Here is a 25373-nt window from a genome sequence, read left to right as displayed (position 1 = left end):
TACTACACTCCTCACCGACTCCAAAAGATGCAAAATGCTTGGAATGCATCCTCTTGATAAACATTATAACATATGGGTAAGCCGTATGCCTTAATAGGGCACGTACGGTTTGATAAGGGGGAAGCCTTGAAAGAGGTTTCCCTACTTTATTTTGCTCAAAATTGAAAATCCCCAATATATAAGGAAACAAAAGCCAACTCGATGAGTTGGTCGTGGAATTTTGAAATCCTTTATGTTTATAAGTGTAAGGCACAGGTCTTATAAAAATTTAAATACGTCTAAAGCTGGCCAGCAGAAGACGGTGGATACATAAATGAATCGAAGATAGTCAATGAAGGGCTATTGGAAAAATTTATGCTCCTCCGTTTTATTTCCTATGCACATTTTCAGGAAGTAACTCTGTTGGTCATTTTTTTTAAGACTCATTAGTACTCCTCCGTCTTGCAAGACGGGAAAAGGAGAATCTAATGAGATTTTCAGTAAGGTATGAAGAAAAAATTCAAACAATCGAGCTTAACGATGAAGAAACCGAGCAAATGTGGGTTAGTCTGTCCCTTGTGGATGAAGGACTTTCCAAATCAAATAAAGAGCGTTTAATTCAAGATGCCTTTAACGATAAGTATAACAAACCTGAGTATAATAACTGGCATAAATTTGATAGACACAGAGGGATGCCAAAAAAACCATTCCGCAAGGATGATGAATCTGAGGATACAACAGATCATATGGACTATTTCCCTGATAACACCGATGAAGAGATTCGTGAGAAACAAGAAGAGTATGAATACCTCTGTGAAATTATCCGTAAGACCCTAAAGGAAAAACAAGCAGAGTTACTGATTGCTATATTCCTAGATGGTGTTTCTGTAACAGAGTATGCAGAGCGTGAGGGTGTTAGTAAAAGTGCCATTTCACACCGTTTAGATACAGCCAAGAAGAATTTCAAAAAAGTTTTTCCAGAATCCTCAACTTTTCCCTCTTGCCACGGCTAATAGATAGAGGGCAACACATAAACGCTCTCAAGAAAGAGGTGAAGAACATGAAACACAACTTGAAAATCAGTGTTTCAAAAACTCCACAATCTGGCGGAATTGTAACTTGCCGTAATGTCACTATAAGGGAGCGTTTCCTTCGTTTCTTACTTGGTGATAAGCAGAAACTTACTATTCTTGTTCCGGGTGACACCGTACAGGAACTCGCCATTAGTGAGATTAAGGAGGGAGGATCAAACCATGAGCAAAATCAAACTACTTCTTGATGTGGTTTCTGATATGCGCTCCTTGGCAAACAGCATACAAGCGGTTGCAGATGTAATGGCGGGCAATGAACCTGTTGAAACAAAAGAACCGACTACAACTATAAAAGAGCCTGAGCCAACAGAAAAGAAAATCACTCTGGAGGAAGTCAGGGCAAAACTCGCTGAGAAGAGTCAAGCTGGTCTTACTGCCCAAGTGAGAGAAATCATCCAAAAATACGGTGGCTCTAAATTAAGCGAAGTTGACCCGAAACATTATGCAGATATGTTGAGAGATGCGGAGGTACTAGGTAATGAGTGATCACGCAGTACTTTCCGCATCGGGGTCCCATAGGTGGTTGAATTGCCTTCCATCTGCAAGATTAGAACTGGAGTTTGAAAATAGAGAATCCAATGCAGCAGCCGAAGGCACCGCTGCTCATGCTCTCTGTGAACATAAACTTAAAAAAGCACTTCACATGAGAAGTAAGCGTCCTGTCTCGACATATAACTCTGATGAAATGGAAGAACACAGCGATGCCTATGTAGATTTTGTAATGGAGCAGTTTGAACTGGCGAGGCAAAGCTGTACGGACCCGTTAATACTTATTGAGCAACGTCTAGATTTTTCCTGCTATGTGCCACAAGGTTTTGGGACCGGTGACTGCATCATCATTGGTGATAAAAAGCTTCATATTATTGATTTTAAGTATGGCTTGGGTGTATTGGTAGATGCAGTGGATAACCCACAGATGAAATTGTATGCCCTTGGTGCTTTGGAAATCTACGATAGTTTGTATGACATCGAGGAGGTTTCCATGACCATATTCCAACCACGAAGGGAGAATGTCAGCACATGGACAACCCCTTTAAAGGAATTAAAAGACTGGGCGGCAAATGAACTGAAACCAAAGGCTAAAAAAGCTTATGAAGGTGAAGGTGACTACCTTCCAGGTGAATGGTGTACATTCTGCCGAGCGGCTGTTAAATGCCGTGCAAGAGCAGAAGAAAATTTGAAATTAGCACAGATGGAATTTAAACTGCCACCCCTGCTTACGGATTCTGAAATTGAGGAAGTTCTCTCTAAACTGTCCGACCTTACAAAGTGGGCAAATGAAATCATTGCTTATGCCACGGATGCAGCCGTTAATCACGGGAAAGAGTGGCACGGCTTTAAGGTAGTCGAGGGCAGGTCTATCCGTAAATATAAGGACGAAGAGGCTGTGGCTGAAGTAGCCAAGGCAAACGGCTATAAGGATATCTATCGTCAGAGTCTCATTACCCTAACGGAAATGCAGAAGCTGATGGGTAAATCGAAATTTCAAGAAATCCTCGGTGGTCTCATACATAAACCACTAGGTAAGCCAAAGATGGTTCCACTTTCGGATAAGCGGCCAGCTATGAATATATCAAACGTAAAAAACGAATTTAACGAAATAACGGAGGAATTGGAATATGAATAATCAAAACAGAACGAAGGTTGTTACAAGCGTCAACACGCGTCTTAGCTATTTTCACGGCTGGGAACCGGTATCCATCAATGGCGGAGCGGAAAAGTACAGCGTATCTGTATTGATTCCCAAAACAGATAAGGAAACTATCAATGCTATCAATGCAGCAGTAGATGCAGCCATTGAAGAGGGCATTGCAAAGTTTGGTGGTAAAAAGCCGAATAAGGCGGCTATCAAACTGCCACTTCGTGATGGTGATGTAGAACGTGATGATGAGGCTTATAAAGGGCATTATTTTGTAAATGCCAACAGCAAGACTCCACCCCAAATAGTAGATAAAGCAGTCAGACCTATCTTGGATCGCAACGAGGTTTACAGTGGTTGTTATGCAAGAGTATCCCTAAATTTCTACGCTTTTAACTCTAACGGCAATAAGGGTGTAGCTTGTGGCCTTGGCAACATCCAGAAAATAAGAGATGGAGAGCCTTTAGGTGGAAGAACCAATGCAGCTGATGACTTCACAACTATTGAAGATGATGATTTTCTAGCATAAAGAATAAATACAGACGAGGTGGTGGAGGTTGTTTTTCTGCCACCTCGTTTGCATTGGAAAGGGCGATAATACATGAATTCTATTTCTATTGATATTGAAACATTTAGTAGTGCCAATCTTCAAAAGACTGGAGTTTACCGTTATGCCGAGAGTGATGATTTTGAAATTCTACTATTTGGCTATTCGGTGGATGGCGGCGAAGTACAAGTTGTTGACCTTGCCAGTGGGGAGGAAATCCCCGATGAAATTATAAATGCGCTTATGGATAATTCCGTTACCAAGTGGGCTTTCAATGCAATGTTTGAACGTGTGTGTCTATCAAAATGGCTTAACCTTACAGAATATCTTAACCCTACATCTTGGAAATGCTCCATGATATGGTCGGCATATATGGGACTTCCGCTCTCTCTGGAGGGTGTCGGTGCAGTTTTAGGTTTAGAAAAGCAAAAATTGAATGAGGGTAAAGACCTCATAAAATATTTCTGTACACCTTGCTCCCCTACTAAATCAAATGGCGGCCGAGTTCGTAATCTGCCGGAACATGGCATGAATAAATGGGAGCGGTTTAAAGCATATAACCTTCGTGATGTGGAAGCCGAGATGTCTATACAACAGAGATTATCTAAGTTTCCGATGCCTGAGAACATCTGGGAAGAATATCATCTCGACCAGGAAATCAATGATCGTGGCATTGCTATTGATATGACTTTCGTAAAACAGGCTGGTGTGATGGATGGACAATCTCGTGAAAAGCTAATGGCTTTAATGCAGGATATAACCAATTTAGAGAATCCAAACTCTGTGCAACAAATGAAAGACTGGCTTGCCGATAACGGTCTAGAAACAGATTCCCTTGGTAAAAAAGCGGTTGCTGAGATGTTAAAGACAGCACCTGAACCACTAGGCACTGTTTTGGAACTTCGACAGCAGCTTGCAAAATCATCGGTGAAAAAATACACGGCAATGGAGAATGCCGTATGTAATGACAGTCGTGCAAGAGGAATGTTCCAGTTTTACGGAGCCAACAGAACCGGCAGATTCTCTGGCAGGCTGATTCAGTTACAAAATCTCCCTCAAAACCATATGTCCGATTTGGAACAGGCTCGTGCTTTAGTTCGAAGCGGAAACTTTGATGCTCTTATTTTACTATATGATTCAATCCCAGAGGTACTGTCGGAACTTATCCGTACAGCTTTTATACCACAAGAAGGTATGAAGTTCATTGTGGCAGATTTTTCAGCGATTGAGGCTCGTGTCATTGCCTGGCTTGCAGGCGAAAAATGGAGAATAGAAGTTTTCCAAAATGGCGGTGACATTTACTGTGCCAGTGCATCTCAGATGTTTAATGTACCCGTTGAAAAGCATGGTGTGAATGGTCATCTTCGCCAAAAAGGCAAAATTGCCGAACTTGCCCTCGGTTATGGTGGGTCTGTTGGAGCATTAAAATCAATGGGCGCTTTGGAGATGGGAATTGAAGAAGAGGAACTTCAGCCTCTTGTAACGGCTTGGAGACAGTCTAACCCTAATATTACAAAACTTTGGTGGGATGTTGACCGAGCAGTAAAAACCTGTGTTAAGCAAAAAAAACCTACAGAGACACACGGCATTAAATTTATCTATCAAAGTGGGATGCTCTTTATTGTCCTCCCCTCTGGTAGACGGCTTGCCTATGTGAAACCTCGTATGGGAGAGAACGTGTTCGGCGGTGAGTCGGTTACTTACGAAGGTGTCGGTGGAACAAAGAAATGGGAAAGAATCGAAAGTTATGGACCCAAATTTGTAGAGAATATTGTTCAGGCAATCAGTCGTGACATTTTGTGTCATGCCATGCAGACATTAAAGAATTGTTCCATTGTGGCTCATGTACACGATGAAATTATCATCGAGGCGGATATGGGGATGTCACTATCTGTTGTCTGTGAGCAGATGGCTAGAACACCAACATGGGCAAATGGCCTGTTACTTAGTGCTGAAGGCTATGAGTGTCAGTTTTATCAAAAAGATTAAATTAATTGGGTAATCGGATTATCTTGTGGAAAGAGGTTAAAATATCTTCAATTTTTTAACAAAGAATACAAGATAGCACTTATTTTATGATTAGTACGTGCTATCTTGTTTGTTTCACAAATGCACTCGCTAATAAGACATCAAACCTAAAATAAAAGGTAGGATGATTAGAAACAACAATCACCCTGGGATAAATTCAGCTTTTTTTTAAGTTCGTGAGCAAAAACCTCTCCCCTTTCCTTATCTAGATTAATAATTTTGTATTGCTCATGTATGTATTCCTCTGGGTTGATTTTAAATTTATCATTAAAGGTAACTAGAACAATATTTAAATTTTTATTTGTACCCCATATTAAATTGTTGGCTCGATGTGAATCCAAATCTATATCAACTTCTTTTGCCGCTTTTATCGAAATTCCTTTTATTACTTTAGGTTCATCAACCTTATTCCCTTGTTCATTAGGGATAACAAGTGCAATGTCTAATTCGTTCTTACCTCCGTATTTGTTTAAAAATTGCTTATTAGTAATAATGCCATATTGCCTATTTGAAATTTGTTGTTCGCACAGGTAATACAAAAATCGGTGAATAATATATTCCGGTAAACTTTTATAATTAGAATGAATACCAGTTAAACCTATGGATATATCAATAAAACTTTGGTAGCAGTCCCTAACTTCCCCGCATGTAATTGTTCCTAAATTGCTTTTAATGTACTGATCCATTTTTAATAAATAATCCTTAGATAATTGACCTAACATTCAAATTCCCCCCTCTTCCTTTGAACCTTTGGGCATCTCGTCATTTCCAATTAAATGGTCCGTTTGTTGAAGTGAAAAACTGCTGAATCAATCTTTAAATCCAGTTTAACATACACAAATTCCGCACGATAATCAGAATTCCAAATTAATTTTTCAAAATCCTCAACATTCATTACCTCCTGTGGCTATTAGGTAGAGGAACTTTCCTCTGACTATATTGCAGGAGGTAATTCGTATGGACGGATTAGTAAAAATCAATTATGAAAATCAACGGCCAACCGTACTCGGTCGTGATTTACATGAAGCCTTGGAAGTAAAAACACCTTATGATAAATGGTTTCCAAGAATGTGTGAGTACGGATTTGAGGAAGGGGCGGACTTTTCGACATTTCTGTCGGAAAGTACAGGTGGAAGACCAGCTGTAGATCATCAAATAACAATTGATATGGCAAAAGAGCTATGCATGATACAGCGTACTCCAAAAGGAAAAGAGTGTCGCCAATATTTCCTTGAAATTGAGAGGAAATGGAATTCTCCAGAAGCAATCATGGCAAGGGCATTACAGTTTGCCAATCAGCAACTAACTCAAGTAAGGAATCAAAATAAAGTGCTTGAAGGTACGGTTGCTGTTCAGAATCAGCAAATTGTAGAAATGAAACCGAAAGTCTCCTATTACGATGTGGTTTTAAATTGCAAAGACCTTATTTCTACCTCAGCAATTGCTAAAGATTACGGCAAGTCAGCTATTTGGATGAACCGTTATCTTAATAAAAAGGGCGTCCAGTTTAAGCAGGGTGGTATCTGGCTTTTATATCAGAAGTATGCGGAAAAAGGCTACACCAGCACCAAGACACATAGCTACCTTGGTAGTAACGGTGAACAGCATACAAAGGTCCATACATATTGGACGCAAAAAGGCAGACTCTTCATTTATGAACTGATGAAGGCAGACGGTATCTTGCCACAGATAGAAATGGAGGGTGCGTAATGGGAATCAACAAATTTAATCATGAAGGATACCGTGATCCCACTCCCCATGAAGCACTGACAAACATAATGAGAAAGGAAAAGGCAGAGAAAAAATCTGCCTTTAAACCGCTTGTATATATTTGTTCTCCCTATTCCGGTGATGTAGAAGGAAACGTTAAAAAGGCTTGTAGCTTTTGCAGGTTTGCCTTGGAAAGTAACTGTATTCCGATTGCTCCCCACCTTATGTTTCCGCAGTTTATGAATGATAAAAACCCAGAGGAACGGGAGCTTGCCATATTTATGGACATTGTACTCATGGGTAAATGCTCGGAAGTGTGGGTGCTTGGCAATACCATCTCAAGCGGAATGGCAAGGGAGATTGAAGTAGCCACGAAACGCAGACAAACGGTCAGATATTTTAGTCCGGGGCATAAGGAGGTCGAAAGTTTATGAAAATTGCAGTGGGCAACAGCCGGATGGACAGGAAATGGAAAAACAAAGATATCTCCTGGGAGGATTTTTGCTCCCGTGTAAAGACAACACAACGTACCACAGAAACAGTAGAAGAATATCGGAAACTTAAAAAAGGTCAGCAAGATGATGTCAAAGACGTCGGTGGCTTTGTCGGAGGACATTTAAAAGAAGGAAGGCGAAAGAAGGGCAATATTCTCTGCCGTTCTTTGCTTACCCTTGATATGGATTACGGTAGACCAGATATTTGGGAGCAAATCAGTATGCTTTTCGACTACAAATGCTGCGTTTACTCCACCCATAAGCACATATCAGAAAATCCGAGACTCAGGCTTATCGTTCCTCTTGCTCGTGAGATTAGTGAAGAAGAATATGCAGCTGTTGGACGTATGGTGGCAAAAGAAATCGGTATTGACCTTTTCGATGATACGACATATGAAGCACATCGCCTTATGTATTGGCCATCCACTTCCTCTAACGGTGAATTTGTCTACGAAGAGCAGGATGGAGCATTACTTGACCCAGATGTTTATCTTTCAAAATATGAAAACTGGCGAGATACATCAACTTGGCCAGTATCAAGTAGGCAATCTGAAGTTATTAATCGCAGTCTGAAGGAACAAGCAGATCCGCTTTTAAAGGAAGGTGTGGTAGGAACATTCTGTCGAGCCTATTCTGTTCGTGAAGCAATTGAGAAATTTTTAAGCGCAGTTTATGCTCCATCTGCTATGGAAGGTCGCTATGATTATATTCCAGCTGACAGTAGTGCGGGTGTGATTATTTATGATGATAAATTCGCATACAGCCACCATGCTACCGACCCAGCAAGCGGCCTGCTTCTCAATGCTTTTGATCTCGTTCGTATTCATAAATTCGGTTCTTTAGATGGTAGAACTTCCACTACTACGGCTCCTGGAAAGATGCCGTCTTTTGTGGCAATGTGCGAGTTTGCTATAAAAGATGAGGCGGTAAAATCTGAGTTTGCAAAGGAAAGACAGGTTCAGGCTGAAGATGAGTTTAGTGATGAGGATTGGCAGATAGGATTGGAATTGGATAAGCAAGGTCGGATAAAAGACACTTTGGACAACATCGTCCTAATTATTCGGCATGATGAAGATTTACAGTATATAGCCTTTAACTGCCACCGTGATGGCATTGATGCCAAAGGTGGGCTGCCTTGGGAACAAATAAAAGCGGGTTGGAATGATTCGGACAATGCACTGCTTAAGGTTTACTTAAGCAGCAAATACGGAGTCTATTCGCCTTCCAAGACCAAGGATGCTTTGTTAGGGGTAGCGGCTGAACGAGCCTACCATCCTGTTAAGGAATATCTGGACTCCTTGCCAAAATGGGATGGAATTAGTCGAGTAGATAATCTACTAATTGATTATTTCGGTACAACAGATAATTCCTATACAAAAGCAGTTATTCGCAAAACAATGGTTGCGGCGGTAGCCCGCATTTATAGGCCTGGTACAAAGTTTGATAGTGTTCTAATCTTAAACGGCCCTCAGGGTATTGGTAAGTCAACCTTCTTTGCTAAACTTGCTGGAGACTGGTTTTCAGACAGTTTGACCGTTACTGACATGAAAGATAAATCTGGTGCTGAAAAACTTCAAGGGTATTGGTTGCTGGAACTTGGTGAGCTTGCCGGAATGCGTAAGACGGATGTAGAGATTGTGAAGTCCTTTATTTCAAGGGCGGATGATAAGTACCGTGCAAGTTATGGAGTCAACGTGGAAAGCCATCCTCGTCAGTGTGTGATTGTAGGTTCTACTAATGCAGAAAGCGGATTTCTTCGAGATATTACAGGTAACCGCAGATTCTGGCCAGTCCGCATTAGCGGTAACGGAAAAAAGAAAGCTTGGCAGATGACCAAAGAGGAAGTGCAGCAGATTTGGGCAGAGGCACTAGTGCTTTATGAGAAGGGCGAAAAACTCTACCTTGAAGGTGATGATGTATCCATGGCAACTAGTGAACAGGCAGATGCTATGGAAACAGATGAACGAGAAGGACTGGTTCGTACCTACTTGGATACGCTCTTACCGGATGATTGGGACACGATGTCTTTGTACGAGCGTAGAAATTTCCTCGGCGGTAGCGAATTTGGCAGCGGCACCCGTGTTGGAACAGTACAAAGAACCCTTGTCTGCAATATGGAGATTTGGTGTGAATGTTTTGGAAAAGATGCATCATCTATGAGGACATCTGATTCATATGCCATCGGTGCCATTATGAAAAAGATTGGTGAGTGGAACAAGTACACCGGGAACAAGAATGGAACAAGTAACTTTCCTATCTATGGAAAGCAAAGGGCTTATTCCCGAGTCGAGGAACAAAGCTAAGTTGTGCCTTACTTTGTTCTCATACTGGTTCTTTCCCTAAAGCCAGCAATGAAAAGGAAAATCTATGGTTCGGAACAAGTGGAACAAGAAGTATCCCATTTATTTATAAATAATAAAAAAGAAGAAATTGTAGCCTGTGCATACACGCATACGCACGCGTATAGGAAAAATGGGTCAAAGTTGTTTTCTTGTTCCGAGCCTTTTTATACGGGAGGTATTTATGCTCGAAAAATATATTGAAAAGAAACTGGTGTCCGAGGTAAAAAAGATGGGAGGCATTGCGGCGAAGTTTGTTAGTCCAGGTTTAGATGGGATGCCAGACCGCCTAGTGCTTTTACCATATGGGAAGATTGCTTTTGTGGAATTAAAGGCTTCCGGAAAGAAACCTCGCCCACTACAGATTAGAAGAATAAAGCAATTACAGAAGTTGGGATTTACTTGCTATGTAATTGATGATGTTAAGCAGATTGGAGGGATACTCAATGAAATACAATCCTCATAAATATCAGACTTATGCAACCAATTTCATTTTAGAGCATCCCATAGCGGCAGTCCTTTTAGAGATGGGTCTTGGCAAAAGCGTCATTACTCTAACTGCTATATTTGACCTATGTCTTGATAGTTTTGAAATTGGTAAGGTTCTGGTCATTGCCCCGTTGAGAGTAGCAAGAGATACGTGGCCTGCAGAGATTGAAAAGTGGGATCATCTTAAAGGGCTTAAATATACCGTAGCAGTTGGTTCTGAGGCTCAGAGAAAAGTAGCACTTATGAAAAGAGCACAAGTGTATATTATTAATCGAGAAAACGTCGAATGGCTCATTTCTAGAAGCGGCATTCCTTTTGATTTTGATATGGTAGTGGTAGATGAACTGTCCTCGTTTAAATCCCACCAAGCAAAAAGGTTTAAAAGCCTAATGAAAGTCAGACCTTTGGTTAAAAGGTTAGTTGGGCTTACAGGGACACCATCATCTAATAGTTTGATGGATTTATGGGCAGAATATCGACTTTTGGATATGGGGCAAAGACTGGGGCGGTTTATTGGTAGATACAGGGAAGATTATTTTGTGCCGGATAAGCGCAATCAGCAAGTTATATACTCCTACAAACCAAAGCCAGGAGCAGAAGAAGCTATCTACCGAAAGATTTCGGATATCACTATCAGCATGAAAGGATCCGATTATCTTAAACTGCCGGAGCTAGTCATAAACGAAGTTTCAGTCAGGCTTTCCGAAAAGGAAATGAAAATTCTCGACAGTATGAAACGGGATCTTATAACAGTAGTCAAAGGTGAGGAAATTACTGCAGCCAATGCGGCTGCATTATCTGGAAAGCTCCTCCAAATGGCTAATGGAGCAGTCTATGATGATCAGGGTGCGGTGATTCATATACACGATCATAAGCTGGATGCGTTAGAGGATGTAGTCGAAGGAGCTTATGGAAAACCTGTCTTGATTGCATACTGGTTTAAGCATGATCTGGTTCGGATACAGAACAGCTTTGATGTTGAAGTATTATCCAGTGCTGATTCCATAAGGAGATGGAACAAAGGAGAAATTCCTGTTGCCATCATTCATCCAGCATCTGCGGGGCATGGACTGAATCTGCAAGCTGGAGGCTCTATTCTTGTTTGGTTCGGATTGACATGGAGCTTGGAACTTTATCAGCAAACCAATGCCCGGCTTTGGCGACAGGGGCAAAAGGATACAGTGGTTATCCACCACCTGATAGCAAAAGGGACAATAGATGAACGTGTAATGAAAGCGCTGAAAGGTAAAGACGTGAGGCAAGCGGCCATGATTGAAGCGGTGAAGGCGGAAATAAATAAATACAAAGAGGGTTTGCCTTGTGGAAAGATAGGAGGAATTGCCGGTGAACGCTAAAGAATATTTGTCTCAGGCTTTTAACCTTGATCAAAGAATCAATTGTAAATTGGAACAAGTGTCAGTGCTAAGGGACCTCGCTTTAAAAACAACATCGGTCCTACAAGATGATAAAGTTCAAGGCATAAAGCAGCGATCGCCAATGGAAAATGCTCTTGTGAAGTTAATGAGCCTTGAAGAAGAGATTAATGCTGACATTGATCGGTTGATAGACTTAAAGCGTGATTTATCCAACTTCATTGCCGAAATCGAAAGCCCTTCTCACCGGTTGCTCCTAGAGCTCCGTTATCTTGGGGGCAGCACTTGGGAGGAGGTCGCCGCTGTTATGGGTTATGATTTACGTTGGACTTATCGGTTACATCGAAAGGCATTGAAGGAAGCCAATGAACGATTGGAAAGCAGCCCGGTGGAATGTTTATGAATGCTGGAGTACCCACAACACCCTTGAAGGTCCAGTTCCTTTCAGGGTTTTTCTTTTACTTTTACAAACACGCCATGAAAAGCCATTAAAAGCCATTAAAAGCCATCCTACAAATGTGATAGAGTATAAGCTGTAGAAGTAGCATAGTTACGAGCCCTTGAAGGACTTAACCTTCGGGGCTTTTTTAATTGGAGTACGGAGTTGAGAACAATGCCAAAGAAACCAAAGAAGCCGTGCAAACACAACGGCTGTCCTTTGTTGACTGATGATAAGTATTGTGAGTCTCATGCGAAGCTTCATGTGGATGATAGAGCGATCGCAAGCGAGCGTGGCTATGATAACCGTTGGAGGAAGGCGAGCAAACGATTCTTAAACGCTCACCCTCTTTGCAAACGCTGTGAGCAAAAAGGAAAGCTCACTCAAGCAACGGTGGTTGACCACATCAAACCACATCGAGGTGACCAGAGATTGTTCTGGAATGAAAGCAATTGGCAACCTTTGTGTAAAAGATGTCATGATCGAAAGACAAGAACAGAAGATCAGTATCCAGTTTATACGTTTTAATGGACGGGGTAGGGGAGGTCAAATCTCTACAACTAATTATATGGCGACCGCGCGCCCCCTTTACGTGAATTTTCGCAGAATTAAACAAGGGGGGTTACTCTTGAGGGGCTGAATATAAGTTCAAACAATAGCGGTAAGGAATTAGGCTGTTTAATATTTTGCGAAATTGTTTAATTGGGGAATTGATAAAAATGGTGTTCAACCCCTATCAGGACTGGGGTTTTGACAGTTTTGATTGGAAAACGAAAAACACGAGTGAAACGCATCTTTAGCTTGTTAAATAGCTGATTAATGCGTTTTTTTATGGTCCTTTTCAATACTGTTTACGCAGAAAGGAGTGGAGTGATGACAGAAGCAGAAAAGCAACAAATTTATGATCTTCGTCTTAAAGGAGTTGGTTATAAAGCGATCGCTGCAGTATTGGGGAAATCCCGTGATACGGTACGAGTCTTTTGTAAACAACATGGTCTAGATGGGGATGCAAAAGTTGTTGCATTGAATGTGAAAGAGCAAATGAAAAATCATCTCCTCTGCTCCTCCTGCGGTAAACCAATTAAACAAAAGAAACGAGGAAGGGTTCGGAAGTTTTGTTCTGATGAATGCCGCAGAAAATGGTGGAATGAAAATCCCCAAGCAAGAAAGAAAAGAGAAACAGCTATTTATAACTATACATGTCCACAATGCGGGGAAACGTTCAGTTGCTACGGGAACAAGAGACGAAAGTTCTGCAGTCATGATTGTTATATAAAATCGAGATTTTGGAGTGAAGAAGATGGAATTTAAAAAATTGCCCATTGAAGATTTAATTCCCGCTAGCTACAACCCAAGGAAAAAGTTAAAACCGGGAGACAGTGAATTTGAAAAGATAAAAAACAGTATTGAGGAATTTGGTTATGTAGAGCCTGTTATCGTCAATCAAGACATGACAGTAATTGGTGGCCATCAACGAATTACGGTTTTAAAAACGTTGGGCTATACTGAAATTGATTGTGTCGTCATTGATGTTGATAAGACAAAGGAAAAGGCTCTGAATATCGCCTTGAATAAAATCAGTGGCGAATGGAATAAAGAGTTGTTAGCTGACTTGATTCAGGATTTACAGTCATTAGATTATGATGTTGCTTTTACAGGTTTTGACCCGCCGGAAATTGATCAGCTTTTCAATGAGGTTCATGATAAGGAAATTCAAGAAGATGATTTTGATGTTGAAAAAGAACTTGCTGAACCGGCTATCACTCAAAAAGGTGATGTGTGGTTACTTGGTAGGCATCGCTTAATCTGTGGAGACAGTACAGACCCAGATGTTTATGAAGTTCTCATGAATGGGCAGAAGGCAAATCTTGTCGTAACGGACCCGCCTTACAATGTAAATTACTCTTCGCAAGCAGGCAGCATTCAGAACGATAACATGAAGAATGAAGAGTTTTATAACTTCTTGTTTAAAGCTTATACGAATATGGCCGCAAGTATGGAAAAGGATGCATCCATCTATGTGTTCCATGCGGATACGGAAGGTTACAATTTCAGAAAGGCATTCAAGGATGCAGGGTTTTACTTATCAGGTGTTTGCATTTGGGCTAAACAGAGCCTTGTACTTGGTCGGAGTCCTTACCAATGGAAACATGAACCGATTTTATTTGGCTGGAGAAAAGATGGAAAGCACAATTGGTATGCCGACCGAAAGCAGAGCACCATTTGGAACTTTGACAGGCCGTCGAAGAATGCAATCCATCCAACGATGAAACCAGTTAGCCTGTGTGCCTACCCGATTCAGAATAGCAGCATGAGCAATTGCATCGTTTTAGATCCTTTTGGTGGGAGCGGGTCCACTCTTATGGCTTGCGAACAAACCAACCGAATCTGCTATACGATTGAACTGGATGAAAAATATGCAGATGCAATTGTCAAAAGGTATATCGAACATGTGGGAAATGATGCAAATGTGTTCCTGGAAAGGGACGGACAAAAACTATCGTATTCAGATGTTCCTAAACCTGTACTTGATGAAATATTATAGCCGGACAAAGTTGCTATGCTTCAACGTGTATGGCAATATGCTACTACCTTGAAGAGATTGGAGGCAGAGTGATGAAAGAAAGCAATAAACCTACATGTAAACTTGTCGGGAAAGACGGGAATATTTTTTCAATCCTTGGAAGAGTGGGTAGGACGTTAAAGGAAAATGGAAAAACCGAACAAGTTAAAGAAGTGAGTGAGCGGGTGATGGCATCCGGCTCCTATGGTGAAGCCCTCCAAATCATCATGGAATACGTTGAAGCGGAGTGATTTAAGTGAAAGCATTGTTTGGAAGGAAAGTTAGTAACCTAGCGGAGCTGAAGGAAATCACGGAAGAAGCTATTAAGCAAGGTCAGCAAGGACAAAGTTACATTGTGACAAAAGAAGTGGAGCTTGAAGATAGAGATTTTCATAGCTTTGCAAATGATTTCTTCAACGACCAGCCTTGGATCACACGGGAAGATGGCGGAGTGAATGAGAACAGAGAGGCATGCTGCATCAGAGTCACCAATAAAGATACTGGTGAGAAGGTGCTTGTAAACAGCGAAGGCTACAGTTATCCAAGATACACAGCAATTGAAAACGATTAGAGTGGGGCCTTCTTGGGCCTTTTTCTATTGGTCTATAAATATACGCATTTTGGTCAGGAATGACTTGCTATTACCTGTGTTTAGAGTGATATATGTACTACACCAAAACACAGGAGGTAATGAAAATGGATCGAAAAGAAATGGTCAAAAAGCTAGGCGAATTTTTAGGAGTGAAACCAAAGTATCTCAATGCTCCAACCTTTGCTTACGAAATTGTAACGGAGAAAGAAACCTACACGATTGATAGGCAGGGCACGATTACAAACTCAGCCGGGGAAGTGAAGACTTTTGAAGAAATTATAAACCCGCCAGAGCCTGAGACTAGGGATGAAGAAAAGCCAGCGGTTCTTGACCTTGATGGAATAGAGGTAACACTTCCACTAGAGGGACACACCGGAAATACACTAAAAAATCTAGTAAACATGCTTTATAGCAAACAGCACCTGATCATGATGGCTTTTGAAACAACCGAGTCGCTGATGGATGAAACCTTTCCAGAGGATTTGAGTAAAAAGGAAATGAGTACCTTTGAGGAATTTAAGAAGGCTCTTGCTGAACTTGGCCTTGAAAGGATCCCCGGCTTAGCCTTTGATTTTGAAAATGAAACCTTCACTATCAAACTAGCAGCTCAAAACTTGGATTCAGAGAAAGTCACAGCCTTTCAAGACCTTGCTGCATTCATCAACCAAAATGCTAAAAAGCAAAAGCGAGCATCTTTCAAACGAGCCCAGGATGATAATCCAAAATATTCCTTTAGAACTTGGCTCATACGGCTTGGGATGAATGGCCCTGAGTATAAAACAACAAGGAAGGTACTGCTGCAAAACCTTGAAGGAAGCGGAGCCTTTAGAAAGGTGAGTGAACCTAATGGATAAGTTCTTCACACAAACGCACTGTGATCGTTGTGGCGAAAGCTTAAAAGACGGACGGATTATGTCCATGTACAATACAGATTGCCTTTGCTTAAGCTGCAAGGAGAAGGAAACCAAGCGGGTCGACTATGGTGAGGCTGTCAAAGTTGAGCATGAGGAAATCAAAAAGGGCAATTACAATTTTAAAGGCATCAAAGGAGATAATTAACTTGCTAATCCCTGTGTTTAGAGTGATGTATAGACATACCAAAACACAGGGAGGTTGTTTAAATGACTAGGGATACGGTTCAAATGCTACAGGGGAACGTTGATGCAGTACGAGGGATGGAGCTTCTTCTACAGCAAAAGCGGGATTTAGAAGCTTCAGGATATCAAGATAATCAAATCTATTTTTTACCGGGAATGTTGGTTCTTAAACTTGAAGATGGTGAAGTACGCTGGATGGTCTTTAACGGCGAATTTAAAATCGAAATATGGAAGAACTAGAGGAACCAAAAAAACGATTTAAAGTGAGTCTGTCAGGAGATAGGCTCTTTTCTTACGCCAAATTTGAAAGGAGGTGGCGCCTGTGGCCCAAAGTGGAAGGAAACCCAAACCTACAGCAATAAAGGCCTTAGAAGGCAATCCTGGAAAGCGACAGTTGAATCAGAATGAGCCTATACCAGAAAAGAAAGCACCAAGATGTCCCACTTGGCTAGAACCTGAAGCAAAGAAAGAATGGCGGAGGATGGTCAAGCAGCTGGAGCAATTAGGTATCCTGACCGAAGTGGATATGGCTGCCTTTGCGGGATACTGCCAAGCCTATGCAAGGTGGAAAGAAGCAGAAGAATTTATCACAAAACATGGAACCATTGTTAAAACCCCTTCAGGATATTGGCAACAGGTGCCACAGGTATCCATTGCCCAGAGTTATCTAAAAATCATGAATCGGTTCTGTGAACAGTTTGGGTTAACCCCTTCATCAAGAAGTAGAATTGTGGCGGACAAGCCAAGTGATGCGAATGATCCAATGGAGTTTATGCTCTTTCAAGGTGGTGGTAAAAGTGTATGATGAGCAAAAGGCCCAGCATGCCGTTAACTTTATCAACTGCTTAAAACATACGAAAGGTCAGTGGCGTGGGGTTCCTTTTGACCTTCTGCCTTGGCAAGATAAAATCATCCGAGATGTATTTGGTACGGTCAAAGAAAATGGATATCGACAATATAATACCGCCTATATTGAAATACCAAAGAAAAATGGAAAGAGTGAAATTGCTGCTGCCGTAGCTTTATTAATGACATGTGCTGACAATGAGTGGGGAGCAGAGGTTTATGGTTGTGCCTCTGACAGACAACAGGCCTCGATTGTTTTTGATGTTGCGGTGGAGATGGTGGATCAGTCGCCAGCCCTTAGGAAAAGGTTCAAGCCCGTAATGTCAATGAAACGGCTAGTCTATAAACCTACCAATAGTTTTTATCAGGTGCTATCCGCTGAAGCATACACGAAACATGGTTTGAATGTTCATTCTGTGGTCTTTGACGAATTGCATGCTCAGCCAAACCGGGAGTTGTTTGATGTAATGACGAAAGGTTCTGGGGATGCTCGACTTCAGCCGTTGTTCTTTTTAATCACAACTGCAGGTACAGATCGAAATTCAATCTGTTATGAAGTCCATCAAAAAGCAGTAGACATTATCGAGGGAAGAAAGATTGACCCTACTTTTTATCCGGTCATTTACGGAATCAAAGACGACGATGATTGGACTGATGAAAAGAACTGGTATAAGGCCAATCCATCATTGGACCATACCATTGACATAGAGAAAGTTCGAAATGCATTTATTAGTGCGAAGGAAAATCCAGCTGAAGAAAATATCTTCAGGCAACTGAGACTGAATCAATGGGTGAAGCAATCCACCCGCTGGATGCAGATGGAGAAATGGGATGCTTGTGATGATCCGGTTGACTTAGATAGTCTTCGAGGAAGAGAATGCTTTGCAGGACTTGACCTTTCGAGCACAACAGATATAACAGCTTTTGTGTTAGTTTTCCCACCAAGGACAGATGATGAGAAATTCATTGTTCTGCCTTACTTCTGGATACCAGATGAAAACTTGAAAGTAAGAGTTAGAAGAGATCATGTTCCTTATGATATTTGGGAACAGCAAGGATATATCAAAACGACAGAAGGAAATGTTGTTCATTACGGATTCATTGAGGCTTTCATTGAAGAACTAGGAATGAAGTACAACATTAAAGAAATTGCTTTCGATAGATGGGGAGCTGTACAGATGGTGCAGAACCTTGAAGGGATGGGATTCACCGTTGTTCCTTTTGGACAGGGCTATAAAGATATGTCTCCAGCATCAAAAGAACTGATGAAAATAACCCTTGAGAAAAGAATCGTTCACGGTGGAAACCCAGTTTTAAGATGGATGATGGATAACATCTTTGTCAAAACGGATCCAGCAGGGAACATAAAGCCTGACAAAGAGAAAAGTACGGAGCGTATTGATGGTGCGGTTGCTTTGATTATGGCTCTCGATAGGGCAATCAGGAATGAAAATAGGGAAAGTGTTTATGATGGTCGAGGGATATTGATACTGTAGAAAAATATTAAAGCTAGTATAATAGTGGTATGAAAGAGAGGGACAGAGAAAGGAAGTAGAATAATGAATTTATCTATGTCGGAGCAATTGATGCACAGTACTGTTAGAATAGAAGTTCTAAATGGTGCGGGTCAAATACAAAGTACAGGTACAGGATTCTTTTTTCTATATAGTATAAAAGGTGAAAATAATGTACCCGTTTTAGTGACAAATAAACACGTGGTTAGGGATGCTAAATTAGGAAGGTTAGTATTTACAATTGCCACTGAAGGAAATATTCCTAAATATGGGGAGACTTTTTCTTATATAATACAAGACTTTGAAAAATCCTTTATATTTCATCCAGATGATAATGTTGATTTGTGTATTATGCCAATGTTTCCAGTAATAGAGGATGCAAGGGCTAGACATAACAAAAATCTCTTTACAATTTCATTAGATGAATCAATAATACCTTCTACTGAACAGGTTAGAAACCTTTCTGCATTAGAAGATGTTATTATGGTCGGTTATCCCAATGGTCTATGGGATGAGGCGAATAACCTACCAATAATACGAAGAGGAATAACCGCTGTCCATCCAAAATTTGACTATAATCATAAAACTGATATTGTTGTTGACATTGCTTCTTTTCCTGGTTCAAGTGGCTCTCCAATTTGTATATTTAATCAAGGCTCGTATGCAAGTGGGGATGGTATAATAATAGGCAGCAGATTCTTATTATTAGGGATTTTATATGCAGGGCCTCAGCAAACTGCAATAGGTGAAATACAAACAGTGACGATTCCAACTTCCGTTGTCCCTATAGCAAGAACTAATGTAATGATGAATCTTGGTTATGCGGTAAAGAGTAGGAGGCTACTGGATTTTAAGTCTATTTTGGAACCATTAGTTAATTAATAAATAATTTCTAAGCACTTTGTTGATTCAAAGTGCTTTTTTCATACGCATTTTTAGGAGTGAAAGTCATGAAGATACCGATATTATCAAAGTTCTTTCAATCAAGAGATGGTCCAAAGAACAGCTTTTTAGGAAACACCTACAGCTTCTTCTTTGGCGGTACTACTAGCGGGAAAACAGTCAATGAAAGAACGGCGATGCAAACCACTGCCGTCTATGCTTGTGTACGAATTCTAGCAGAAACAATCGCAAGTTTGCCGCTTCATTTATACAGATACACTGACAATGGTAAGGAAAAAGCTGTAGAACATAAATTATATTACATGCTCCATGATGAGCCAAATGCCGAGATGACATCGTTTGTGTTTAGAGAAACACTGATGAGTCATCTTTTATTATGGGGAAATGCCTATGCACAGATTATTCGAGATGGCAGAGGAAATGTGCTTTCTCTTTATCCTTTACTTCCAGATAGGATGGCGGTGGATAGAACTTCTACAGGGGAACTTTACTATGAATATCGAAAGGACACTGGCTCGGTCATCCTTCGAAATGAAGAGGTTCTTCATATTCCTGGGCTTGGCTTTGATGGTCTTATGGGATATTCACCAATTGCTATGGCTAAAAATGCGATTGGAATGGCACTGGCCACCGAAGAGTATGGAGCTAAGTTCTTTGCGAATGGTGCTAATCCAGGTGGTGTGCTGGAACATCCCGGTGTGGTTAAAGATCCATCGAAAATCCGGGAAAGCTGGAATGCCGTTTATCAAGGAAGTAGCAATGCTCATCGAATTGCAGTCCTTGAGGAAGGAATGAAGTTTCAAAGTATAGGCATCCCACCAGAACAAGCACAGTTCTTAGAAACGAGGAAGTTTCAAACAGAAGAGATTTGTAGAATTTTTCGGGTTCCTCCTCACCTTGTAGCCAATCTGGATAAAGCGACTTTCAGTAATATTGAACATCAATCCATTAGCTTTATCGACAATACGATCATGCCTTGGGTAACTAGAATTGAACAGTCTATGAAGAAGGCGCTGTTAAGTGAAACAGATAAGAAAGAGTACTTTATCAAGTTTAATCTGAATGGACGACTCCGAGGAGATGCAGGTTCAAGAGCTCAATTCTATCAGATCATGCGGCAAAACGGAGTGATGTCAGCAAACGATATCCGGGAACTAGAAGAGATGAACCTGATCCCAGAAGAACAGGGTGGAGGCAAATATTTAGTGAACGGAAACTTCGTCGATATGTCAAAAGCCGGAGCTTGGACAGAAAAATATGAGGAGGGATAACCCTTGAGGAAATTTTGGAACTGGGTCAAGAACGAAGATGGCAGAACGCTATTTCTTGATGGTGTCATTGCTGAAGAGACATGGTTTGGCGATGAAGTCACACCGAAGCAATTTAAATCTGAACTATTCAATGAGAGCGGGGATATATCCATTTGGATTAACTCTCCAGGTGGTGACGTGTTTGCTGCAAGCCAGATTTATAACATGTTGATGGATTACAAGGGTCATGTGACCGTGAAAATAGACGGGATTGCTGCAAGTGCTGCTTCCGTTATTGCGATGGCAGGTGGAGAGGTATTGATGTCGCCTGTTTCGATGATGATGATCCATAATCCGATGACGATTGCCTTTGGAGATACAGCTGAAATGAAAAAAGCCATTCAGATGTTGGGTGAAGTAAAGGAAAGTATCATCAATGCCTATGAATTGAAAACGGGTCTACCAAGGACAAAACTCTCAAACTTGATGGATGAGGAAAGTTGGTTCAATTCAAAAAAGGCAATGGAGCTGGGCTTTGCGGATGGCATCCTATTCACAAATGAAAGTGAACAAGCATCACCAGAGGAAGGAATCATCTATAGCCAGATGGCTGTTGTGAATTCATTTTTACACAAACTGCCGCAAAGAGAGAAGAAAACTGGAACAGATATCAGCATATTAGACAAGAGACTTGATCTCTTGAAATATTAAGGAGGAGATTTGGATGAGTAAAGTATTAGAACTACGTGAAAAACGGGCAAAAGCATGGGAAAGCACTAAAGCATTTCTTGATTCCAAAAGAGGAGAAGATGGAATTCTCTCTGCCGAGGATACGTCCACTTATGAAAAAATGGAGGCAGAAGTCGTTAATCTCGGGAAAGAAATTGATCGATTGGAAAGACAACAAGCCATCGATTTAGAACTTTCAAAACCGATTAATCAGCCTATTACTTCAAAGCCAACAGGAACTGAGGGGCAAAAAACAGGCCGAGCAACAGATGAATACAGGGAAGCATTCTGGAAATCGATGAGAAACAAAAGTAACTACGATGTACAGAACGCTTTAAAAATTGGAACAGACTCTGAGGGTGGGTATCTTGCTCCAGATGAGTTTGAAAGAACCCTTATTGAATCGTTGGAAGAGGAAAATATCTTCCGTTCATTAGCCAAGGTCATCACGACTTCATCAGGAGATCGGAAAATTCCGGTGGTTGCTTCAAAAGGAACTGCTTCATGGGTGGATGAAGAAGGATTGATTCCTGAATCGGATGATAGTTTTGGACAAGTTTCGATTGGAGCTTATAAATTAGCCACCATGATTAAAGTGTCCGAAGAACTTTTAAACGACAGTGTATTTAATCTTGAAGCGTATATTGCAAAAGAATTTGCCAGACGGATTGGTGCCAAAGAAGAAGAAGCCTTCTTTGTTGGAGATGGTACCGGAAAACCGACTGGCATTTTTAATGCCACTGGTGGAGCCGAACTTGGTGTGACTGGAACTTCTGCAACGGCTGTTTCCGTCGATGAGATTATGGATTTGTTCTACTCATTGAAGTCGCCTTACCGTAAAAAAGCCATCTTTGTCATGAATGATGCGACGGTCAAACTGATTCGAAAGTTGAAAGACGGGAATGGCCAGTACCTATGGCAGCCTTCGATCCAAGCGGGACAACCAGATACGATTTTAAATCGTCCAGTTAAAACATCTGCATATGTTCCAACTGTAGAAGCGGGTGCTAAGACGATTGCGTTCGGTGATTTTGGATACTACTGGGTCGCAGATCGACAAGGTCGTTCTTTCCAGAGATTAAATGAATTATATGCCGCAACAGGACAAGTTGGTTTCAAGGCATCACAGAGGGTGGATGGAAAGTTGATTCTTCCTGAAGCGATTAAAGTCCTTCAACAGAAAGCGTAGGTGATCGTTCATGAGTAATGTCAAAAATTATACAGAACAAGGTGGAAATCGAACCGTCATTGGTGGGGAATTAGATATAACTCCAGAAGGAAAGTTAGCTTTTGACGGAACACTATTAAGTCCAGCCACACTTCAAGCAGATAGTACTGCTGTAGATGTAGCTGGACTTGTTACTGACTTTAATGCTTTACTAGCAAAACTGAAAACAGCTGGTCTAATGAATGCTGAATAGTAAAGGGAGGAAGTGGTGATGGATGAGTTGTTATCAAAGGTAAAACAAAACCTTATTCTAAACCATGATGAGGACGATGTACTGCTTTCTGGATTCATCACTGCCGCTGTTTCCTATGCAGAAAGCTATCAAAAGAAACCTGATGGCTTTTACAAAGAAAATCCTTTGCATCCTACGACCGAACAGGCTGTCATCATGCTATCGTCTCACTTTTATGAAAGTCGAGATGGTAGCACTGGCGGCTTTTTTGCTGACAATGTCGAAGCGAGTAAACAAGTATGGAATGTGGTCAATATGCTCCTTCGTCTTAATAAGGACGTGATCATATGAGTTTAGGAAAAATGAATGTCCAGATTGAAATTTTTAGCATTGTATCTGTTAAAGATGAAGAAGGATTTGCCACCGAGGGGGAGCAACTTTTAACTTCGGTGAGGGCTTATAAAGAAAATCGTCATGGGAGTGAAGCTTGGAAAAATCGGGCTAGTTTCTCTGAGGCTAGCTCTCTTTTTCGCTTTAGAAAACCTCGGGGATTTGAGTTAACCACGGATTTAGTCATTGGCTGTAAGGATGAACGATACAACATTTTAAGTGTTGAGGATATTAAAGAACGTGGCATGTATGTAGAAGTGTTAGCTGAGAAAATTACAGGGTCAAAGGGGTGAGGCTGTGGCAAGAGCAGCAGTAAAAATGCCAGATGACTTTCTAGAAAGAATCGCAAAATTAAATCGTCACTTTGATGACATTGTTCCAAGAGTATTAGAAAAGGGAGCAGAGCCAGTGATTCAGAAAGCTAAAAGTAATCTAGCTGCAAGAATTGGACAGGGAACGAAGGAACCTTCTCAATCTACTGGTGAATTATTAGCATCCCTTGAAACAACAAAGGCAGTCCAAGATGCAAAAGGGGACTGGAACCTTAGGGTGGGTATTCCTACAACAAAGGACAGTAAGGGAGTTTCGAATGCATTGAAGGCAGCTGTATTGGAGTATGGGAAATCCGGCCAACCTCCTAGACCTTGGCTAAAGCCTACAAAGTCAGCTACAAGAAAAGCCTGTGCAGAGGCGATGGAGAAAGCACTGGATAAGGAGATTGAGAAACTATGAGTCTATTAAAAGACCTGAATACCTTACTTGAACCCATCGGGATTCCCATTGAAACAGGTGTCTTTTCCAAGAAACCGCCTGATGAGTACATCGTAATTACACCGATGTCAGACAGGTTGGACTTCTTTGCCGATAATCAAGCCCATTCAGTTATCGAGGAAGCACGGCTATCGCTTTTTATAAAAAAGAATTACCAACCATTAAAAAAACAGCTTACAAAGATCCTGCTAAAAGCGGATATAACCATTACGGATCGACAGTATATCGGATTTGAAGATGATACTAAATATCATCACTATTCCATTGATGTCTTGAAAGAATATGAAATGGAGGAATATTAAATGGCAACAATCGGATTGGACCGTTTATTTTATGCCAAGATCACAGAAGATGAGAATGGTATTGAAACATATGGAACTCCAAAAATACTAGCGAAAGCCATGTCCGCAGAACTCAGTGTTGAACTCATTGAAGCTATCCTTTATGCGGATGATGGCGCATCAGAAATTGTAAAGGAATTTAATAGTGGAACATTAACCCTTGGAATTGATGATATCGGCTCCATAGCAGCACAAGATTTAACAGGAAGTAAGATTGATAGCAACAATGTCGTGGTTTCAAGAAGTGAAGATGGTGGGAATCCTGTGGCAGTTGGGTTTCGTGCCAAGAAAGCGAATGGAAAGTATCGATACTTTTGGTTGTATCGGGTTATTTTTAGCATTCCTACAACCAACCTTACGACAAAAGGTGAATCAATTACATTCAGCAGTCCCACCATAGAAGGAACCGTGTTTAGACGAAATAAGCTAGATGGTGAAAATAAACATCCATGGAAGGCGGAAGTCACAGAAGGGGACAATGGTGTAGCGCAAGAAACCATAACCAAATGGTTTAGTTCTGTATATGAGCCCGACTTTTCACCAGTAACTCCAACAATTACGGTTACCGTGCAGCCCGCAGATTTAACAGAAGTGGTAGAAGGTAGCATTTCTGGCAGTTTATCGGTTGTTGCAAGCACGAATACTAGTTATCCTGTCACTTATCAGTGGTATGAAAATACAACCGATAGCACGACAGGTGGAACCGCTATTAATGGGGAAACGTCAGCAAGTTTTGATATCCCAACGGATTTACTTGCAGGTTCCTATTATTACTACTGTGTTTTGAGTTCAGTTGGTGCTAGTACTGTTAAGACAGATGTGGCTACGGTGGATGTATCTTAATTCGAG

Annotated in this window: 34 protein-coding genes; 32 read left to right on the top strand and 2 right to left on the bottom strand. The window is 41.1% G+C overall.

The features are described from left to right. Window positions 1-467 precede the first annotated feature (467 nt). From P9E47_RS18225 to P9E47_RS18200, 6 genes are all read left to right on the top strand, one after another. Entirely contained in the window at window positions 468-992 is a 525-nt protein-coding gene (locus tag P9E47_RS18225; RefSeq protein ID WP_326164273.1) for an ECF-type sigma factor, read from the top strand. A 47-nt stretch (window positions 993-1039) separates the two neighbouring features. Further along, complete coding sequence (locus P9E47_RS18220; protein WP_063442190.1) at window positions 1040-1258, top strand: hypothetical protein; 219 nt, start codon at window positions 1040-1042, stop codon at window positions 1256-1258. Next, complete coding sequence (locus tag P9E47_RS18215; protein WP_326164272.1) at window positions 1233-1556, top strand: rRNA biogenesis protein rrp5; 324 nt, start codon at window positions 1233-1235, stop codon at window positions 1554-1556. Before P9E47_RS18220 ends, P9E47_RS18215 begins: the two co-directional genes overlap by 26 nt. Continuing rightward, window positions 1549-2697: a DUF2800 domain-containing protein gene (locus tag P9E47_RS18210; protein WP_326164271.1), complete on the top strand. Its 1149-nt coding sequence runs from the start codon at window positions 1549-1551 to the stop codon at window positions 2695-2697. The genes P9E47_RS18215 and P9E47_RS18210 overlap by 8 nt, the downstream gene beginning before the upstream one ends. Beyond that, the gene (locus P9E47_RS18205) at window positions 2690-3238 is read left to right on the top strand and encodes a DUF2815 family protein (RefSeq protein WP_001064737.1); all 549 of its coding nucleotides are present in this window, start codon (window positions 2690-2692) and stop codon (window positions 3236-3238) included. Before P9E47_RS18210 ends, P9E47_RS18205 begins: the two co-directional genes overlap by 8 nt. Before the next feature lie 72 nt (window positions 3239-3310). Then, entirely contained in the window at window positions 3311-5245 is a 1935-nt protein-coding gene (locus P9E47_RS18200) for a DNA polymerase (protein WP_326164269.1), read from the top strand. Between the two features lie 167 nt (window positions 5246-5412). Here P9E47_RS18200 and P9E47_RS18195 read toward each other — a convergent pair whose 3' ends face one another. Both P9E47_RS18195 and P9E47_RS18190 read right to left on the bottom strand, forming a co-directional pair. Further along, window positions 5413-6006, bottom strand: a complete 594-nt coding sequence (locus tag P9E47_RS18195; protein ID WP_326164268.1) for a hypothetical protein — start codon at window positions 6004-6006, stop codon at window positions 5413-5415. A gap of 50 nt (window positions 6007-6056) precedes the next feature. Beyond that, on the bottom strand, window positions 6057-6179 hold the full coding sequence (locus P9E47_RS18190; protein ID WP_326164267.1) for a hypothetical protein: 123 nt from the start codon (window positions 6177-6179) through the stop codon (window positions 6057-6059). Between the two features lie 62 nt (window positions 6180-6241). Between P9E47_RS18190 and P9E47_RS18185 the strand changes: the two genes are divergently transcribed. The 26 genes from P9E47_RS18185 (at window position 6242) to P9E47_RS18060 (ending at window position 25367) form a co-directional block, all read left to right on the top strand. Then, the gene (locus tag P9E47_RS18185) at window positions 6242-6994 is read left to right on the top strand and encodes a phage antirepressor KilAC domain-containing protein (RefSeq protein ID WP_326164266.1); all 753 of its coding nucleotides are present in this window, start codon (window positions 6242-6244) and stop codon (window positions 6992-6994) included. Further along, entirely contained in the window at window positions 6994-7428 is a 435-nt protein-coding gene (locus P9E47_RS18180; RefSeq protein ID WP_326164264.1) for a DUF7768 domain-containing protein, read from the top strand. Before P9E47_RS18185 ends, P9E47_RS18180 begins: the two co-directional genes overlap by 1 nt. A 23-nt stretch (window positions 7429-7451) precedes the next feature. Next, complete coding sequence (locus P9E47_RS18175) at window positions 7452-9791, top strand: virulence-associated E family protein (protein ID WP_326164263.1); 2340 nt, start codon at window positions 7452-7454, stop codon at window positions 9789-9791. A 220-nt stretch (window positions 9792-10011) separates the two neighbouring features. Next, a complete protein-coding gene (locus tag P9E47_RS18170) occupies window positions 10012-10293 on the top strand; it encodes a VRR-NUC domain-containing protein (RefSeq protein WP_326164262.1) in 282 nt (93 codons plus the stop codon). Then, complete coding sequence (locus P9E47_RS18165) at window positions 10274-11671, top strand: DEAD/DEAH box helicase (RefSeq protein WP_326164261.1); 1398 nt, start codon at window positions 10274-10276, stop codon at window positions 11669-11671. Before P9E47_RS18170 ends, P9E47_RS18165 begins: the two co-directional genes overlap by 20 nt. Next, window positions 11661-12092: a DUF1492 domain-containing protein gene (locus P9E47_RS18160; protein WP_326164260.1), complete on the top strand. Its 432-nt coding sequence runs from the start codon at window positions 11661-11663 to the stop codon at window positions 12090-12092. Before P9E47_RS18165 ends, P9E47_RS18160 begins: the two co-directional genes overlap by 11 nt. Window positions 12093-12302: 210 nt before the next feature. Next, window positions 12303-12656 carry an HNH endonuclease gene (locus P9E47_RS18155; protein ID WP_326164259.1) on the top strand — a complete coding sequence of 118 codons (354 nt, stop codon included), beginning with the start codon at window positions 12303-12305 and terminating at the stop codon, window positions 12654-12656. Between the two features lie 345 nt (window positions 12657-13001). Next, the gene (locus tag P9E47_RS18150; protein WP_326164258.1) at window positions 13002-13439 is read left to right on the top strand and encodes a helix-turn-helix domain-containing protein; all 438 of its coding nucleotides are present in this window, start codon (window positions 13002-13004) and stop codon (window positions 13437-13439) included. Further along, window positions 13429-14673 carry a site-specific DNA-methyltransferase gene (locus P9E47_RS18145; RefSeq protein WP_326164257.1) on the top strand — a complete coding sequence of 415 codons (1245 nt, stop codon included), beginning with the start codon at window positions 13429-13431 and terminating at the stop codon, window positions 14671-14673. Before P9E47_RS18150 ends, P9E47_RS18145 begins: the two co-directional genes overlap by 11 nt. 71 nt (window positions 14674-14744) lie before the next feature. Next, window positions 14745-14942, top strand: coding sequence for a hypothetical protein (locus P9E47_RS18140; RefSeq protein WP_326164256.1), 198 nt, complete (start codon window positions 14745-14747; stop codon window positions 14940-14942). A 5-nt stretch (window positions 14943-14947) separates the two neighbouring features. After that, window positions 14948-15262, top strand: coding sequence for a DUF6329 domain-containing protein (locus P9E47_RS18135; protein ID WP_326164255.1), 315 nt, complete (start codon window positions 14948-14950; stop codon window positions 15260-15262). Between the two features lie 125 nt (window positions 15263-15387). Further along, entirely contained in the window at window positions 15388-16137 is a 750-nt protein-coding gene (locus tag P9E47_RS18130) for a hypothetical protein (RefSeq protein ID WP_326164253.1), read from the top strand. Continuing rightward, on the top strand, window positions 16130-16342 hold the full coding sequence (locus P9E47_RS18125) for a hypothetical protein (protein WP_326164252.1): 213 nt from the start codon (window positions 16130-16132) through the stop codon (window positions 16340-16342). The genes P9E47_RS18130 and P9E47_RS18125 overlap by 8 nt, the downstream gene beginning before the upstream one ends. A 62-nt stretch (window positions 16343-16404) precedes the next feature. Next, entirely contained in the window at window positions 16405-16620 is a 216-nt protein-coding gene (locus P9E47_RS18120) for a hypothetical protein (RefSeq protein WP_326164250.1), read from the top strand. 82 nt (window positions 16621-16702) lie between these two features. Continuing rightward, complete coding sequence (locus tag P9E47_RS18115) at window positions 16703-17185, top strand: phage terminase small subunit P27 family (protein ID WP_326164249.1); 483 nt, start codon at window positions 16703-16705, stop codon at window positions 17183-17185. Continuing rightward, complete coding sequence (locus P9E47_RS18110; RefSeq protein WP_326164248.1) at window positions 17178-18722, top strand: terminase large subunit; 1545 nt, start codon at window positions 17178-17180, stop codon at window positions 18720-18722. The genes P9E47_RS18115 and P9E47_RS18110 overlap by 8 nt, the downstream gene beginning before the upstream one ends. A 63-nt stretch (window positions 18723-18785) precedes the next feature. Next, a complete protein-coding gene (locus tag P9E47_RS18105; RefSeq protein WP_326164246.1) occupies window positions 18786-19622 on the top strand; it encodes a S1 family peptidase in 837 nt (278 codons plus the stop codon). Window positions 19623-19690: 68 nt separating this feature from the next. Then, entirely contained in the window at window positions 19691-20914 is a 1224-nt protein-coding gene (locus tag P9E47_RS18100) for a phage portal protein (RefSeq protein ID WP_326164245.1), read from the top strand. Window positions 20915-20917: 3 nt separating this feature from the next. Beyond that, window positions 20918-21604 (top strand): head maturation protease, ClpP-related, encoded by a 687-nt coding sequence (locus P9E47_RS18095; protein ID WP_326164244.1) that lies wholly within the window; start codon window positions 20918-20920, stop codon window positions 21602-21604. 13 nt (window positions 21605-21617) lie between these two features. Then, the gene (locus tag P9E47_RS18090; protein ID WP_326164242.1) at window positions 21618-22811 is read left to right on the top strand and encodes a phage major capsid protein; all 1194 of its coding nucleotides are present in this window, start codon (window positions 21618-21620) and stop codon (window positions 22809-22811) included. 10 nt (window positions 22812-22821) lie between these two features. Continuing rightward, on the top strand, window positions 22822-23043 hold the full coding sequence (locus tag P9E47_RS18085; RefSeq protein WP_326164241.1) for a head fiber protein: 222 nt from the start codon (window positions 22822-22824) through the stop codon (window positions 23041-23043). 18 nt (window positions 23044-23061) lie between these two features. Then, window positions 23062-23373: a head-tail connector protein gene (locus tag P9E47_RS18080; protein ID WP_326164240.1), complete on the top strand. Its 312-nt coding sequence runs from the start codon at window positions 23062-23064 to the stop codon at window positions 23371-23373. After that, window positions 23370-23705: a head-tail adaptor protein gene (locus P9E47_RS18075; protein ID WP_326164239.1), complete on the top strand. Its 336-nt coding sequence runs from the start codon at window positions 23370-23372 to the stop codon at window positions 23703-23705. Before P9E47_RS18080 ends, P9E47_RS18075 begins: the two co-directional genes overlap by 4 nt. 4 nt (window positions 23706-23709) lie before the next feature. Further along, complete coding sequence (locus tag P9E47_RS18070; protein WP_326164238.1) at window positions 23710-24144, top strand: HK97-gp10 family putative phage morphogenesis protein; 435 nt, start codon at window positions 23710-23712, stop codon at window positions 24142-24144. After that, window positions 24141-24485, top strand: a complete 345-nt coding sequence (locus P9E47_RS18065; RefSeq protein ID WP_326164236.1) for a hypothetical protein — start codon at window positions 24141-24143, stop codon at window positions 24483-24485. Before P9E47_RS18070 ends, P9E47_RS18065 begins: the two co-directional genes overlap by 4 nt. Next, the gene (locus P9E47_RS18060) at window positions 24486-25367 is read left to right on the top strand and encodes a major tail protein (protein WP_456115118.1); all 882 of its coding nucleotides are present in this window, start codon (window positions 24486-24488) and stop codon (window positions 25365-25367) included. It begins immediately after the preceding gene. The last annotated feature ends 6 nt before the right edge of the window (window positions 25368-25373 follow it).

This window comes from Schinkia azotoformans, assembly GCF_035811335.1.
In the GTDB taxonomy this organism is placed as follows: Bacteria; Bacillota; Bacilli; order Bacillales; family Bacillaceae_J; genus Schinkia; species Schinkia azotoformans.
This window is presented reverse-complemented; position numbering and strand designations above follow the sequence as displayed.